This is a genomic window from Sphaerisporangium melleum, assembly GCF_014646695.1.
GTDB lineage: Bacteria > Actinomycetota > Actinomycetes > Streptosporangiales > Streptosporangiaceae > Sphaerisporangium > Sphaerisporangium melleum.
The window spans coordinates 144,920-159,502 of sequence record NZ_BMNT01000007.1; the positions used below are offsets into that span (position 1 = coordinate 144,920).

12 protein-coding genes are annotated in these 14,583 nt (G+C 70.0%); 5 read left to right on the top strand and 7 right to left on the bottom strand.

Translation table 11 applies throughout. The features are described from left to right. The first annotated feature begins 222 nt into the window (after positions 1 to 222). The gene (locus IEY93_RS08175; RefSeq protein WP_189162354.1) at positions 223 to 597 is read left to right on the top strand and encodes a BlaI/MecI/CopY family transcriptional regulator; all 375 of its coding nucleotides are present in this window, start codon (positions 223 to 225) and stop codon (positions 595 to 597) included. Further along, positions 594 to 1,541, top strand: a complete 948-nt coding sequence (locus tag IEY93_RS08180; protein WP_189162355.1) for a M56 family metallopeptidase — start codon at positions 594 to 596, stop codon at positions 1,539 to 1,541. The genes IEY93_RS08175 and IEY93_RS08180 overlap by 4 nt, the downstream gene beginning before the upstream one ends. Before the next feature lie 134 nt (positions 1,542 to 1,675). On the opposite strand, the gene IEY93_RS08185 is transcribed toward IEY93_RS08180, so the two are convergent. The 6 genes from IEY93_RS08185 to IEY93_RS08210 all read right to left on the bottom strand — a co-directional run bounded on the left by IEY93_RS08185 (position 1,676) and on the right by IEY93_RS08210 (position 10,142). Further along, complete coding sequence (locus IEY93_RS08185; protein WP_189162356.1) at positions 1,676 to 3,169, bottom strand: CehA/McbA family metallohydrolase domain-containing protein; 1,494 nt, start codon at positions 3,167 to 3,169, stop codon at positions 1,676 to 1,678. Positions 3,170 to 3,343: 174 nt separating this feature from the next. After that, on the bottom strand, positions 3,344 to 4,225 hold the full coding sequence (locus tag IEY93_RS08190; protein WP_189162357.1) for a carbohydrate ABC transporter permease: 882 nt from the start codon (positions 4,223 to 4,225) through the stop codon (positions 3,344 to 3,346). After that, the gene (locus tag IEY93_RS08195; protein WP_189162358.1) at positions 4,225 to 5,166 is read right to left on the bottom strand and encodes a carbohydrate ABC transporter permease; all 942 of its coding nucleotides are present in this window, start codon (positions 5,164 to 5,166) and stop codon (positions 4,225 to 4,227) included. The genes IEY93_RS08190 and IEY93_RS08195 overlap by 1 nt, the downstream gene beginning before the upstream one ends. Before the next feature lie 74 nt (positions 5,167 to 5,240). Then, positions 5,241 to 6,608 carry an ABC transporter substrate-binding protein gene (locus tag IEY93_RS08200; protein WP_189162359.1) on the bottom strand — a complete coding sequence of 456 codons (1,368 nt, stop codon included), beginning with the start codon at positions 6,606 to 6,608 and terminating at the stop codon, positions 5,241 to 5,243. A 201-nt stretch (positions 6,609 to 6,809) separates the two neighbouring features. Continuing rightward, positions 6,810 to 8,975 carry an alpha/beta hydrolase gene (locus IEY93_RS08205; protein WP_203968426.1) on the bottom strand — a complete coding sequence of 722 codons (2,166 nt, stop codon included), beginning with the start codon at positions 8,973 to 8,975 and terminating at the stop codon, positions 6,810 to 6,812. Positions 8,976 to 9,119: 144 nt separating this feature from the next. Next, positions 9,120 to 10,142 (bottom strand): LacI family DNA-binding transcriptional regulator, encoded by a 1,023-nt coding sequence (locus tag IEY93_RS08210; RefSeq protein WP_189162360.1) that lies wholly within the window; start codon positions 10,140 to 10,142, stop codon positions 9,120 to 9,122. A gap of 490 nt (positions 10,143 to 10,632) precedes the next feature. On the opposite strand from IEY93_RS08210, the gene IEY93_RS08215 reads away from it, so the two are divergent. The 3 genes from IEY93_RS08215 to IEY93_RS08225 are packed head-to-tail and all read left to right on the top strand — an operon-like array spanning position 10,633 to position 13,294. After that, the gene (locus IEY93_RS08215) at positions 10,633 to 11,532 is read left to right on the top strand and encodes a copper resistance CopC family protein (RefSeq protein ID WP_189162361.1); all 900 of its coding nucleotides are present in this window, start codon (positions 10,633 to 10,635) and stop codon (positions 11,530 to 11,532) included. 56 nt (positions 11,533 to 11,588) lie between these two features. Then, the gene (locus IEY93_RS08220) at positions 11,589 to 11,966 is read left to right on the top strand and encodes a cupredoxin domain-containing protein (protein WP_189162362.1); all 378 of its coding nucleotides are present in this window, start codon (positions 11,589 to 11,591) and stop codon (positions 11,964 to 11,966) included. Positions 11,967 to 11,974: 8 nt separating this feature from the next. Next, the gene (locus IEY93_RS08225) at positions 11,975 to 13,294 is read left to right on the top strand and encodes a hypothetical protein (protein WP_189162363.1); all 1,320 of its coding nucleotides are present in this window, start codon (positions 11,975 to 11,977) and stop codon (positions 13,292 to 13,294) included. Between the two features lie 68 nt (positions 13,295 to 13,362). Here IEY93_RS08225 and IEY93_RS08230 read toward each other — a convergent pair whose 3' ends face one another. Then, positions 13,363 to 14,583 (bottom strand): Dyp-type peroxidase, encoded by a 1,221-nt coding sequence (locus tag IEY93_RS08230; protein ID WP_189162364.1) that lies wholly within the window; start codon positions 14,581 to 14,583, stop codon positions 13,363 to 13,365.

The following is a 14,583-nucleotide window of genomic DNA, read 5'->3' on the forward strand; positions in this document are numbered from 1 at the left end:
CCGGCCTTTTACACGAACCCGACGCGTGATCCTACTAAGGGACGTAGGGGATCGCACCGGCAAGTACAGACCTGGGCCAGGGCCGGTTCATATGGTTCATGCGGATCTGGCCGGTCGGTGCGCGGGGCCGACCAGATCAGCCGTCAGAAGGACCTCATCGGGACCTGTGGCGCCCCTACGAAGCTCGATAGCATTGGCCGCAAGCACGGGAGAGGTAGGCGGATGCTACGGGGCCTTGGAGACCTTGAGTCGGTGGTGATGGACCGCATGTGGTCCTACCGCCGACCGGCGTCGGTCAGGGACGTGCTCGAAGACCTCCGCCAGGAGCGGCAGATCGCCTACACGACCGTCATGACCGTGATGGACAACCTCCACAAGAAGGGGCTGCTGCGACGCGAGCAGGTCAGCCGCGCGTATCTCTACGAGGCGACCGCCTCCAAGGAGGCCTACACGGCCGAGTTGATGCGTAGCACGCTGGCCAACGGTGGCAATCGAGCCGCCACGCTGGTGCACTTCCTGGAGCGCCTGACCCCCGAAGAGGCCGAGGCCCTGGAGGCCGCGCTCCAGGTCTATCCCCCCAGAGGCCGAAGCTCATGATCATCGCAGCCGTGCTGGCACTGTACGCCCTGTTCGGAGTGGTGGCCCTGCCGCGCCTGCTCGCCCGGGGCGGCTGGGCCGACCGGGCCCCTCGCCTGGGCATCGCCATGTGGCACGCGGCGTGCGCCTCCGTGCTCACCTCCGCCGTCCTGGCCGTGCTCGTGGCCGCCATACCGGCCTCAGTGGTCGGACACGGCCTCGCCGACCTCTTCGAGGCGTGCGCCGCGCTCCTGTCCGATGCCACGGCCGTGTCCCCCGCCGGAGTGCTGATCGCGCTTTCATCGGCCGGCCTCGTCGCGGGACGGCTGGCCTACTGCGCGGCAGCCGTGCTGCTGAAGGCCCGGCGGGAGCGGCGCGAGCACTCCGCGATGCTGGGCCTGCTCGGCAGGCACGACAGCACGCTGGGAGCGGTCGTGCTGGACCACACCGAGCCGATCGCCTACTGCCTGCCGGGCGAAGGCCGCACGGTCATCACAACAGGAGCCCTGCGCTCCTTGCCACCGGAAGAGGTGGCGGCCGTACTGGCTCACGAACAGGCCCACCTGCACGGCCGGCACCATCTCGTGGTCGCGGTCGGCGAGATCCTCTGCCGGGCCTTTCCACGCGTACCCCTCTTCCAGCGGGCCAGGAGCGAGATCGCCCGCCTGATCGAACTCCAGGCGGACGACGTCGCGGCCCGCCGGCATGCGCGCATCCACATCGCCAGCGCCCTCGTCCGCCTGGCCACGGGACGGGTGCCCGCCTTCTCCCTGGGCATGGGTGGCGAGAACGCCCTGACCCGTGTACGCCGGATGCTCGGTCCAGAGATCCCCCTCAACCGTCACGAACGCCTCACCACCGTTGCCGCTGTAGGCCTGTTGATCGCCGGACCGGTCGCCCTGGCGCTGACACCAGGTGTGAGCGCGTTCCTGACGCATCACTGCCACGATCTCCTGGCCTTGTGACCTTGAGCCAGCAGGGGTCGACAACCTGCACCCCAGGGTGACGGGCGACGCGTACGCGATCCCTGCGGCGCCTCGCAACGCAAGCCTGGCCGGTGGGGGCGGCCCGCGGGAGGCGGGCCGCCCTGATCAGCGGACTAGCGGACGCGGATGAACACGGGGTTGGAGTAGAACCACAGGTCCTCCCACGGGCTCTCCTTGCCGTCGGCCTGCGGCTCCATCTCGTCGGTGCTGGTGCCGCGCACCCGGAGGTAGCTGTCGGCCCCCACGTCGCGCAGGGTGTGGCGGATGACGCAGTCCTGTCCCTGGCGGCGCCAGTCCTTCGGGCCGAACCGCGCGACGACCTTGGTGGTGGGGTTGGTGTCGGCGTCGAGGTTGGCGCTGACGCCGGTGACCTGGCCGACGATGAGGTCGACGCGCCGCACCTCCGGGCGGTCGCCGTGGGCGTTCTTGCCGTCCAGCGGCCGGAAGCGGATCTCGACCTCGACGTCGGAGCGGTTGCGGCGGTTGACCACGAGCGTCTCGCTCACCGTGGCCTTGCCGCCCTGGCTGCTCGCGGTGACGTCGAGAGCGGTGACCAGGTCACCGGTGGTGACGAAGATCCGGCCGTTGCGCAGCCCGTCCATGATGTCGCCGTAGTCCTGACGCGCCGCCACGTAGGTCTTGCTGTACTCGCCCGGCCAGAAGTCCGAGCCGCCGCGGGTCCAGTGCACATGCGAGTCGGAGGTGGCGGTGATCCACCAGTGGCGGCCCTCGCCGAGGAGGGAGTCCCACAGACCGCCGACCCGGGCGGTCATCTGGTCGAAGCCGCCGTAGGTCGGGTGGTTGCCGTAGCCGCCGCGGGCGCCGCCGTTCAGCGGCCCGGCCTGGTGGCCGGGAGCGCCCTCGAAGCCGACGTAGACGTCCGGGGCGGCGTTGTTGCCGTTGCGGAACTCACGCGGGGTGTCCTGCCCCCACACGCCCAGGCCGGTCGCCGAGCGCGAGGCGTGGTGAGCGATCACCAGCGGCTTGCGGGGCATGTCGCGGGCGGCCTTGAGGAACTCCACCATCTTGGCCTCGGTGTCGCGGCCGGGGTCGGTGGGGAAGGCGTCGTACTTGGCGAAACGGCTCTCCAGCTCGAACAGCTGCCGGGCCTCGTCCGCGTGGTGCGGGATCATCAGCGTGTGGTGGTCGAGCGCCGGGGCGTCGAACTCCATGCCCCAGAACTGCAGCACCTCGGGGACGAGTACGCGCGAGCGCAGCAGGTCGGGGTAGGCCTGCTCCAGGTTGACCTTGGAGTGCGTCGGGCCACCGTGGTCGGTGCACATCGCCCAGGTCAGGCCGAAGTACTTGGCCATGATCGCGTTGGTGACGATCGGGTACACCGCGTCGGCGCCCTTGTGGAACGTCGGCGGGTTCGTCTTGGTGTCGAACTCGCCGCTGTACTCGGAGTGGACGTGATGGTCGCCGGCCCGCCACCTGCGGCCCTTGTCGCCGCCGTTGCCGAACTTGCGCTCGTCATCGGCCTGTGCGGGGGTGCCGCCCACGAGGGGGACCGCGGCGGCGAGGGTCGCGCCGACACCGGCGTACTTGACGAGCTGACGCCGCGAAAGCCCGGACTGCTCGGACTCCCGGGCCTTTTCGTTCTTCACTGTTGAGCCTTCCTGGAGGTCGCTGCCAGCCGACCAACCTCCTGCACAGGCCTGAACGTGACGTGAACGATGCCCGGGTAGTCCAAGAACAATAAATTTGCACCTTGTGTCCGATTAGCGCGTGGTCCACCGGCCCGGCGGGCGCGTGCCGCCGAGTACGGGGAATCAGCCGGGCTACCGCAGGCCTCCGACGGAGAGGCCGCCGCGCCAGTGTCGCTGGAGGGTGAAGAAGGCGATGATGAGCGGGACCACCGACACGAGCGCGCCCAGGATGATGAGGCTCCACAGGGAGGTGCCGCCGGAGTTGTTGGCCGAGGCGATGCCCTGCCAGACGCCGAGCCCGACGGTGACCGGGAACAGGCGGTTGTCGGAGAGCATGGCGAGCGGCAGGAAGTAGTTGTTCCACGATGCCACGGCCGACAGGAGCAGCACGGTGACCACCGCGGGCCGCATCAGCGGGAACGCGACCCGCAGGAACGTCCGCAGTTCACCCGCGCCGTCGACCCGCGCCGCGTCCAGGATCTCGTCGGGGACCGCGTCGCGCGCGTACACGTGCATCAGGTAGACGCCGAACGGGTTGAGCAGCGACGGGAGGATCACCGCCCAGATGGTGTTGGTCAGGCCGAGCCCGGAGAACATGATGAAGGTCGGGATCACCAGGGCCGTTCCGGGCACCATCAACGCGCCGAGCAGGATCGAGAAGCTGAAGCGCCGGCCGGCGAACCGGTACTTGGCGAACCCGTAGCCGGCCATGACGGCGAGGATGGTGGCCCCGAGTCCGCCCGCGAGCGCGTACAGCGTGGAGTTGAGGATCCACCTGCCGTAGATGCCGCCGTCGTAGGTGAACAGCCGCTCCAGGTTGCCGAGGTAGTCGACGTTGTCGGTGAACCACAGCGTGTTACCGCCGCTGAACAGGCCGGGGGAATCCTTGGAGCTGTTGACGATGACCCACCAGAACGGCACCAGGAAGTACACGACCAGGAAGCCGAGGAGCACCTGCAGGGGAAGGTGGCGTTGCGGCCTGCGGCGTCCGCCGGCGCGGGAGACGGTGGTCATCAGAGGAAGCTCCTCCGCTTGCGGGTGAAGAACAGGAAGGCGTAGACGCACGCGAACACGATGCCGCCGAGGGCGAAGGAGATCGCCGATCCGTAGTTGAAGTTGGCGAGCTTGAACGCCTGTGAGTACGCGTACATGTTGGGGGTGAAGTCCGGTCCGATCGTGCCGGCGGCGAGATAGCGCAGGATCTGCGGTTCGTTGAAGAACTGCAGGGTGCCGATGAGCGAGAAGACCAGGATCAGGACGAGCGCGGGGGCGATCAGCGGGATCTTGATCCGGAGCGCGATCTGCCACCTGCCGGCGCCGTCCATGCGGGCGGCCTCGTACAGCGTCGGGTCGATGCCCTGGAGCGCCGCGTACAGGATGATCATGTAGTAGCCGGCCCACTGCCAGGTGACGACGTTGAGCAGGCCGTAGAAGATCAGGTTCTTGCTGAAGAAGTCGGGCGCCGTGCCGCCGAACAGGGCGAAGATGTCGGTGAGCGGCCCGAAGCTCTTGCTGTACAGGAAGCCCCACATGACCGCCCCGATGACCGTGGGGATCGCGTACGGCAGGAAGATCATCAGCCGGGAGAAGCGGATGAACACCGAGGTCACCGCGTCCAGGATGAGGGCCATCCCGAGCGCGAGGAGGATCTGCAGCGGGATGGCGAACAGGGCGAAGCGGATGACGAACCACGCCCCGGACAGGAAGCTCGGGTCGGTGAACGCCTTCGCGTAGTTGTCGAGGAAGACGAAGCTGGTGCCGCCGATCAGCTTCTTCTGGAAGAGGCTGAGGTACAGCGCGTACGCGAGCGGCGCGATGAGGAACGCCAGGAAGACGAGGCCGAACGGCCCGACGAACAGCCATCCCATCAGGTGCTCACGGAGGCGCACCTTGCCGTGGGTGGTCTTCGCCTTCTCTTCGGTGCGTGGTGGGTTCTCCTCGATCAGGAGGGTCATCATGGGCTCCGGGGGTCGGTGCAGGGGGCGTGGCGGGGTGGGCCGGCCGGGAGCCGGCCGGCCCACCCTCGGGGTCACTGGACGGTGAAACCTTGCTCCTTGGCGTAGTTCACCACGTCCTCCTGGAGCCGGTCAGCAGCCTCGGCGCCGCTGACGGAGCCATCGATGATCGCGCTGATCTGCTTGGTCAGGGCATCGAAGTAGTACTGGCCGAACGGGCTGTAGGTGACGCCCTTGTAGCCGTCGGCCGCGGGGACGTAGACCTCCTTGTTCGCCTGCTGGCCGTCGAAGAACTGCACCTTGAGGTCCACGAACTCGGGGGACTTCAGCGCCTTGAGGTTCAGCGGGAAGATGATCTGGTTGGTCCAGCCGTCGGTGAGCGAGGCGTCGTCGGCGTAGATGCCGTAGGCCACCTTCGCCGCGAGCTCGGGGTTCTTCGCCTGGCTGGTCACCGAGAAGGCCGACCCGCCCCAGTTCACGTGCACCGGGTTGGCGGCGTCCCACTGCGGCAGCGGCGCCACCGCGAACTTGCCGGTGTCCTTGCCCTTGCCGACGCCCGCGCCGGTGAGGTATCCGGGCGCCCAGGCCGCCGAGATGTACGTCGCGTACTTGCCGTTGATCACGCCGGCGATGTACTCGGGGGTGAACTGGTCCTGGGTGCCGACCAGGCCCTTCTTCGCCAGGCCGCCCCAGTAGTCGAGCACGTCCTTGGACGCCTGGTCGTTCAGCTTGATGCCGATCGACTTCGGCTGCGCCGGGTCGTAGGTGAACGGGGTGGCGCCCTTCTGGATCTGCAGGGCCATCGTGACGGCCGCCACGTTCGAGCCGAAGTCGCCGAAGTTCGGGCCGCCCGCGTCCTTCACCTTCTGCGCGGCCTGCTCGTACTCGGCCCACGTCTTCGGCGGCGTGATCTTGTACTTGTCGAAGATGTCCTTGCGGTAGATCATCGCCATCGGGCCGCCGTCGACCGGCACCCCGTAGACCGCGTCGCCGACCGAGACGTCCTTCCAGGCGCCCTCGCTGTAGTTGGCCTTGACGGCGTCGTAGCCGTACTTCTTGATGTCGACGAGCGCGTTCTGGATCTGGAAGGTCGGGATGCGGTCCATCTCGACCATGATCACGTCAGGTGCGCCGGTGCCCGCGGAGATGGCCGTCTGGAACTTCTGGTACTCGTCACCGCCCTGGCCGACGTTGGTCCAGCAGACCTGCACCTCGTTGTTCTGCTTGTTGAAGTTGTCCACGACGAGCTGCGTGTTGGGGTACCAGCCCCACATCGTCACGACCGGCAGGTCCTTCTTGGTGATCGTGTTCGTGCAGCTGCTCGCGTTGTTCCCTCCCTCGGTTCCCCCACTGGCCGTGCCCTTACCCGCGTCGGGGGAGCAGGCGGCGAGCGCGGTCGCGGCCGTGAGCATGGCCGCCGTGACAAATAGGCTCTTCTTCATTGACATATTTCCCCTCCGGGATCGCGGCGCACGGAAAGTCCATGCGCCGCCGCTGCGGCCGAGCGATTGACCAGGACAGGGCACGGGTGACACCACGACCCGTGCCCTGTCCTGGCCGATCCTCGTGTGGAGGCTCAGGTTCGTGCCGGGCATCACCGGGGGCGGGAACGTCCCCGGTGATGCCGCCTCCAACGGGCTCGCCTAGCTCTTGAACAGGCGCGGCGCCAGGTCGATGAGGTTCTTCTGCCACACGTCCCAGCCGTGCGGCCCGGGGGTTACCCCGTCGAACTCATAGCGGACGCCGAGGTTGTCCATGGTGGTCAGTCCGGCCATGAAGGACGGGTACACGAAGTCGGTCACGTCGCCGACGTACACGCGGAACAGCTTGGTGCCGCTGTTGATCGCCGCCACGTCGACGCCGGTGCCGCCGCCGAACCCGGCCGAGAACGCCGCGACGTAGGCGAACCGCCCCGGGTAGGCCTTGAGCACGCCGATCGCCTGGCCACCGCCCATCGACAGGCCGGCGAGGGCCTGGCGCGAGGGGTCGTCAGAGATGTGGTAGCGGGCGCGGGCCGCCGGGACGATGTTCTCCAGCAGTTCCTTGGTGAAGTTGGACGAGTTGCCGTTGCCCATCACGACCACCATCGGGGTCAGATCCCCGTCGAGGAACTGGTGGTCGAGGATCTGCTTGGCGCGTCCCATCTCGGTCCAGTCGGTGTAGTTCTGACCGCTGCCGTGCTGGAGGTAGAGGACGGGGTACGGCTCCGCGCGGTCGGGGTCGTACCCGGGCGGAGTCCACACCAGCGCGGTCCGGTCGGCGTTCGCCACGTTGCTGCGGTACGTCAGGCTCTCCACCTTTCCGCCCTGGCCGGCCGGAACGTCGGTGAGCAGGCGCGCCGCCTCGCCGGGGACGAGGAAGGTGCTCCAGGCCGGCTCGGAGGTGACCTTCGTGGGGTTCGAGGCGTCCTTGACCCCCACCCGGTCCACGATCCACCGGTAGTAGTAGAACCACGGCTCCAGCGGGCCGATGGTCACCCGCCACCGGTCACCCTCACGGGACATCGGGACGCGCAGCCAGCTCCCGCCGGGAGCGATGTTCGCCCACACCGTGACGTGCTGGGCGTCCTTGTACTCGGTCGTGGTCTCGAAGGTGACGAAGCCGTCCTTGATGAACGGCGTCGGGGTGGTGCCGGGCGCCGGCGGGGTGAACTCGCCCTTCAGCGGCCCGTGACCGTCGCTCGGACCGTGGTCGCCCGCCTTGCGGAACAGCCGCGGCAGGAAGTCGATCAGGTTCTCCTGCCAGGCGGCCCAGTTCGGCCCGCCGTCGGGGTTGACCCCGTCGAACTCGTACTTGACCCGGGCGCGGTCGAGCGCCTTCGTCAGGCGGACGGTCGCGTTGTAGGCGGGGTCGGTCACGTTCCCGGTGTACAGACGCACCAGCTTGCCGGCGCCGGGGCCGGGCTTGCCGGCGACCTCGGTCAGCAGGCCCGAGAACGAGCCGGCGTAGGCGAACTGCCCCGGCCCGGTCAGCGCGGCGCGCAACGCCTGCGCCCCGCCCTCGGACACACCGGCGATGGCCTGGTGCTCCCGGTCGTGGTGGACGCGGTAGGCGTCCCCGACCGCCTTGCGGAGGTCCTTCAGCTCCTTGTCGTCGTCCGGTCCGCGGCCGTCGGTGATCACGACCACCATCGGCTCGATGGCGCGGTCGGCCGACAGGTTGTCGAGGATCTGCTTGGCCCGGCCGAGGTCGAGCCAGTCGCTCGCGCTCCGGTCCGTGCCGGACTGCAGGTACAGCACCGGGTACGGCTTGCCGGGCTTGGCGGAGTACCCCGGCGGTGTCCACACCAGGGCCGACCGCTGCTGCTGCTTGGTCCGGTAGGTCAGGGTCTGTACCGTGCCGCCCTGGGGCGCGTCCGCCAGCAGGCGCGCGGAGTCGCCCGCGACGAGGAAGGTGCTCCAGAGCGGCTTGGCGGCCACGCCGGTGCCGTTCGTCGGCTCCTTGAAGCTCTTGGTGTCATCGGCCGTGACCTGGTAGTAGTACAGCCCCGGCTTGAGCGGGCCGAGGGTTCCCGACCAGGCGTCGCCCCGGCGGGTCAGGCCGAACTCCGTCCAGCCGGATGAGGGGCCGAAGTTCCCCTCGATGACGACCTGTGACACCTGGCCCACGTTGGTCTGCACGTAGGCCGCCGGGACACTGAACGTCGCGTAGCGGTCGGCGGAGACGTCCAGCCATGGCGTGTCCGCCGCCGCGGCCGGTCGTGGCGCCGTGAGCAGGACCGCCGCGATCGCCGTCACCCCGGCCATGAGCATCGTGGAGAGCCTGCGTATGCGCTCGTGGCGCAGGCCGCCGTGATAGAGTCGTGTCATAATCACACTCCTTTGATGGCCGGTAGCGGATGCGACCCGACTGCCGGCCTGGTTTCACCGTTGGGTGTTGCCGTGGATTGTGCGCCTCACCTCCGTCGTGGCCTTGCCTGAGCCTTCGGTGTGCCTGGATGGTCTATGGGTGTGTCACGGTTCGACGGTGCTCGCCGGGGGTGAGGTGGAACCGCGGATCACCAAGCCGGTCGGGAGCAGCAGCCGGCGGTCGCCCTGCCACTCACCGGTCACCAGTGACTTGAGCATGCGCGCGGCCTCGTATCCGAGGCGGTACATCGACTGGTCCACCGTGGTCAGCCCCGGCTCGGCCAGCGCCGACTCCGGTATGTTGTCGAATCCGACCACCGACAGGTCGCGGGGAACGACGAGCCCCATCTGCTTGGCGACCTCCAGGACCTTCAGCGCCATCCCGTCGCTCGCCGCGAAGATCGCCGTCGGAGGGTCGGGCCTCTCCAGTAACGCGCGGGCCAGCGGAGCGGCGGACTCGGGGTTGAAGTCGCCTCTGCCGATCAGCTCCGGATCGACGGGCACCCCGGCCGCGACCAGCGCCCTGCGGTACCCCTCCTCACGCGACCACGCGGCCTCCAGCCGGGACCGGCCCGCGATGAACCCGATACGCCGGTGCCCCAGGGCGAGGAGATGCTCGACCACCGAGGTGGCACCCGCGAGGTTGTCCGCCGTCACCGACGGCACCGATGAACCTTTCACCGGGTCGATGACGACGACCGGGATGCTGCTCCGCACCTCGCCCCAGGGGGTGACCACGATGCACCCGTCCGTCAGCGTGCCCGCCAGCCGGGTCAGGTGCCGCTGCTCCCAGCCTTCCGAATACGTTTCGTACAGGTCGCTGTTGGCGTAGATGATCAGGTCGAAGCCCGACCGGCTCAGCGCCTGCATCACGCCTTTGAGCACTTCGGCGGTGTAGGACTGGAAGCTGTGGGTGACCAGGCCCAGGACGTTGGTACGGCTGCGCCGCAGGCTGGTCGCCACCAGGCTGGACTCATAGCCCAGTCGCTCGATGGCCGAACGCACCTGGGCGATCGTGCTGGCGCTGACGCCGTAACGGCCGTTGACCACCCGCGACACGGTCGCGGTGGAGACGCCCGCCGCTCGCGCGACATCGCTCATCGTCACCGGAGCACCGACCTCGGCCATTGCGGGCCTCTCCACTGCAAACGTTATCGATTACGTTTCCAGCGGTTAACGTAACTGAGAACTTTTCCGCACACAAGACCTTTTCGACCGTCCAAGAATGGGTTAAAGGGCGGGCCCGGATCGCGCGGCCGGCCGGGGTGGAGCAGCGCCGCACGAGGCGGATCCGCCCGCGAATCGGGCGGACCGGACGCCCGCGATCGGCCGGCCGGCGTCACCCGGTGCGGGCCCGCCGCGCCCGGGCTTCGCCGTCCGTACCACGCGGAAGGGTTGACGGTCGGCTGAACCGATGGCGAAGATGTGACCGGTATCCGCCGGGCCAGGGAATCGGCACCCTCACCGCCCGTCGGGGCTTACGTTGGATGTCACGTGGTCGGCGCACGCGTATTCCTGAGAAAGGATTTCGTTGCCTCCGTCCACCGTCACCCCTCCCTGGCCGGCGCCGTCAGCGGGCATCGCCGCGGCGCTCCGGCGGTCGCACCGCCGAGCGGTCATGCCGTTGCTCCGGATCCTGCTGCCGGCCCTCGCGGGATGTCTCGTCCTCGTCGGGCTGGCGTCTCCGGCGCAGGCCCACGGGCAGTTGGCGCTGTCGGTGCCGGCCAAGGACAGCACGGTCACCGACCCGTTGGACGCGGTGTCGCTGTACTTCACCGAGCAGCCGGTCTCGTACGGGTACTTCACCGTCACCGCCCCGAGCGGCGTCCGGGTGGACCGGCCCTGGTCCCCCGGCGAGACCAAGCGCCTGGACGAGCCGGTACGGGAACTGTTCCTGGTCAACGGCGTGTGGGAGCCGAAGCTCTACCACGAGGGGTTCGAGGCGCGCGTCCCGGTGGGCTACTGGCCGGAGAAGGGCGTCTACGTCGCGCACTACTGGCACGTGGCCTCGGACGGCGACAAGGTGCGCGGGGAGCTCCGGTTCACCTACACCGGCCCGACCACCAAGCCGCCCAAGGGCTGGAAGACGCCCACGAACGCTCCCGACCCCGCTCTGCTCGCCGCCTCCGGCGAGACCACGAGCGGGTCCTCCCCGGAGGGGGCGCAGGCCGGGCCGAGCGCCGGGGCCTCGCCGGCCTGTACGCCGAGGACCATGCCGGAGACCGGCTGTGACCAGGGCTCCGGCGACCAGTCCGGGGCCGCCACTCCCGTCGCCGCGCCGGGCGACGCGACCGGGTCTCCCGCGTCCTCCGGCGTGGACCTGTGGGTGTGGCTGCTGCCCGCCCTGCTGATCGTCGGCGTGGGCGTCATGGTTGCGCGGGCCGCACGACCGCGGACCGCCGGCGGGCGACCGGCGTCCAAGAAGCCCGCCGGCCCGCGCGGGAAGCCCGCCGCCGCACGCGGGCGCCCTACCCCGTCGAAGCGTGCCGGGAAACCGGCACGCCCCCCACGGCGCTGAACCCCCTCCCCAAGAGATCGACCCCTTTTCCGCTTTTCCGCACCTGGAGTACGACAGTGAGACTCTTCGCTTCCCGGATCCGTCTTCTCGCCACCGGCGCGCTGCTCGGCGCGACGCTGCTCGGCGCCTCCGCCTGTGGCGGAGCGGACGCCGGCGCGTCCGCCCCGGCCACGGTGAAGGAGATCGCGGTGACCATCAAGGGCCGGGCGGTGACACCGCCCCCGGGACGCGTCGAGGTCGCCAAGGGGCAGAAGGTGAAGATCACCGTGACCAGCGACGTCGCCGACGAGGCGCACGTGCACGGCTACGACAAGGGGGCCGACCTGCAGCCGGGCACTCCGGCCACCATCGAGTTCGTGGCCGACCAGACCGGGCTGTTCGAGGCCGAGACCCATGAGCAGGAGCTGCAGCTCTTCCAGCTCGTGGTGCGCTAGGCGACCGGGTGCTCACCCTCGCGCACGGCATCGGCGGCCGCCAGGACCTGCCGATCCCCTTCGTGGCCGCGCTGATCGGCGCCGTCGTGGCGTTGCTGGTGTCGTTCGCCGGGCTGGGCGTGCTGTGGACCGAGCCGCGGCTCGCCGGGGCGCTCCAGTACGCCCGCCCGGTGGCCGCGGGGATCCGGGGCCTGGTGAACGCGGCGGCGTGGCGCTGGGCCGTACGGGTGGCCGGGCTGCTGGCGGCGGCGTACTTCTGCGTCGGGTTGCTCTTCGGACCCGACCGGGCCGCCAACCCGACGGCCGGTGTGTTCTACGTCCTGTTCTGGGTGGGCCTGGTACCGCTGTCGCTGCTCTTCGGCCCGGTCTGGCGAGCGCTGAACCCGTTGCGCACGCTGCACCTTCTGGCCTGCGCCGCGCTGCGGCGCGACCCCCGGCGCGGGATGCGGCCGCTTCCTGAAGGGCTGGGGTACTGGCCTGCCGCCGCCGGGCTGTTCGCGTTCACCTGGCTGGAGCTGGTCGGCCCCGAGCGGGCCACGCTGCCGGTCATCGGCGCCTGGCTCGCGACCTACAGCGTGGTCATGCTCGCAGGCGCGGTGGTGTTCGGCTCGGGGTGGTTCGGCAAGGGCGACGCGTTCGAGGCCTACAGCGATCTCATCGGCAGGCTGGCCCCGATCGGCAGGAACCCGGACGGTGCCCTGACCTGGCGCAATCCGCTGGACGGCATGGCCGGGCTGGAGCGCGCGCCGGGCCTGGTCGCCCTGGTGGTGCTGTTGCTGGGCTCCACGATGTACGACAGCCTGTCGAACGCGCCGATCTGGGTGCGGTTCATCCAGGAGAGCGGGATCCCCGCGCCGGTGCTGGGCACGGCCGGGCTGGTGGTGGTGATCGGCCTGGTGCTCGCGGCCTACCTGGCGACCACGGCGTGGGCCGGGCGCCTGGGCGGCGCCGAGCCGGGGCGGACGGCCGGGGAGCTGGCCCACTCGATCGTGCCGATCGCGGTCGGCTACCTGATCGCCCACTACTTCACGCTGCTGCTGCTCGAAGGCCAGCGCACCCTGGCCCTGCTGTCGGACCCGCTCGTCGTGGGAGCCGACTGGCTGGGCACGGCCGGCTGGACCGTTAGCGCGGCGGGCCTGAGCCCGGCGTCCATCGCCATGCTCCAGGTCACGGTGATCATCGTGGGCCATGTCATGGGCACCGTCCTGGCCCACGACCGCGCCCTGGCCCTGTTCCCCCGGCGCACCGCGGTCATGGGCCAGATCCCGCTGCTCGTCCTGATGGTGGTCTACACGGTCACCGGCCTGATGCTGCTGTTCGCCGCCTAGCGGTCCGTCTGGACGGGCTCCGGTGGAGCGGCCCGGCCCCGGCGGGGCCGGACCGCTCCGTGGCCGGGTCAGCCGAGCAGGGTTTCGCCGACCCAGCCGGCCGGGCCGCAGCCAGGTGGGATGGCGAACACCGCCGATCCGATCGGTGTGGTCCACTCGTTCAGCAGATCGGCCTCGGCCAGGTTCCGTTGGACGGGGAGGTACTGGCCGGCGATGTCGGCCTGGTAGGAGGCGAACAGCAGCCCCGAGTCGGACCTGCCCTCCGCGGTGACCCCCTCGTCGTAGTTGTAGGGCCGGCGCAGGATGCGTATCGCGGGGTCCTGCACGTGGGCCCGCCTGATGTGGGCGTATTCGGAGATGACCGGCAGCCCGGCGGGGGTGAGCCGGTCGAAGTCCGGCTCGTCGTGTTCGGCCTGGCCGGTCAGGGGTGCGCCGTCGCCGAGGCGCCGCCCGATGGTGAACTCCCTGGCCGTCCGGTCCGCGGCGTCCCAGGTCTCCAGTTCCATGCGGATGCGCCGCAGCACCAGCGTGGTGCCGCCGCGCAGCCACTGCGGCCCGTCGGCGGCCCAGACCGCCTTGTCGAACTCCGGTGAGCCGGGCCGCGGGTTGACGGTGCCGTCCAGTTGGCCCATCAGGTTGCGCTGCGTCGTGCCGGCGGCCTGCGTGTGGGCGCTGCGGCGGAAGCCGCGCTGGGTCCAGCGCACCGTGGTGAAGGCCCGCGCGTCCTTGGTGATCACCCGGAGCGCGTGGGCCACGGTGAGCGCGTCGTCGGCGCAGATCTGTACCAGCAGGTCGCCTCCGCTCCACCGCTTCTGCAGCTTGTCGATGGAGAAGGACGGCAGGTCGGCCACCGAGCGGGGGCGCAGGTGGCCGGCGTCGACGGCGGTGAACAGTCCGGGGCCGAATCCGAAGGTCACCGTGAGCCGGGCGGGCCGTGCCGCCAGCTCGGCCTCCATGTCGGCCAGGGCGGGCCGTCCGGCGGTGAGCCGGCGGGCGTCGTCGGTGAGCAGGCGCATCAGCCGTACGACGGCGTCCCGATCGGTGCCCGGCCGCAGGTCCAGGCCGAGGAACACGGCGTGGGCCTGCGGATCCGTGGCGACTCCGGCCTGGTGCGGTCCGTGGAACGGCTCCACCGACGTGGCGGCGGCCACGGGTGCGACGGTGGCCGCCGGCTCCGCCGGAGCGGGTCGTTCGGCGGCACAGGCCGCGAGGGCGCCGGCCGCGGTGACGGCGGCGCCTCCGGTGAGCAGTCCTCTGCGGGTGAGGCGGGGTTCGGGGGTGGAGGGCAC

Coding starts and splice junctions, on each gene's coding strand:
- IEY93_RS08175 (WP_189162354.1), top strand. CDS start 223: ATGCTACGGGGCCTTGGAGACCTTGAGTCGGTGGTGATGGACCGCATG.
- IEY93_RS08215 (WP_189162361.1), top strand. CDS start 10,633: ATGCCGTTGCTCCGGATCCTGCTGCCGGCCCTCGCGGGATGTCTCGTC.
- IEY93_RS08200 (WP_189162359.1), bottom strand. CDS start 6,608: ATGAAGAAGAGCCTATTTGTCACGGCGGCCATGCTCACGGCCGCGACC.
- IEY93_RS08180 (WP_189162355.1), top strand. CDS start 594: ATGATCATCGCAGCCGTGCTGGCACTGTACGCCCTGTTCGGAGTGGTG.
- IEY93_RS08210 (WP_189162360.1), bottom strand. CDS start 10,142: ATGGCCGAGGTCGGTGCTCCGGTGACGATGAGCGATGTCGCGCGAGCG.
- IEY93_RS08195 (WP_189162358.1), bottom strand. CDS start 5,166: ATGACCCTCCTGATCGAGGAGAACCCACCACGCACCGAAGAGAAGGCG.
- IEY93_RS08205 (WP_203968426.1), bottom strand. CDS start 8,975: ATGACACGACTCTATCACGGCGGCCTGCGCCACGAGCGCATACGCAGG.
- IEY93_RS08190 (WP_189162357.1), bottom strand. CDS start 4,225: ATGACCACCGTCTCCCGCGCCGGCGGACGCCGCAGGCCGCAACGCCAC.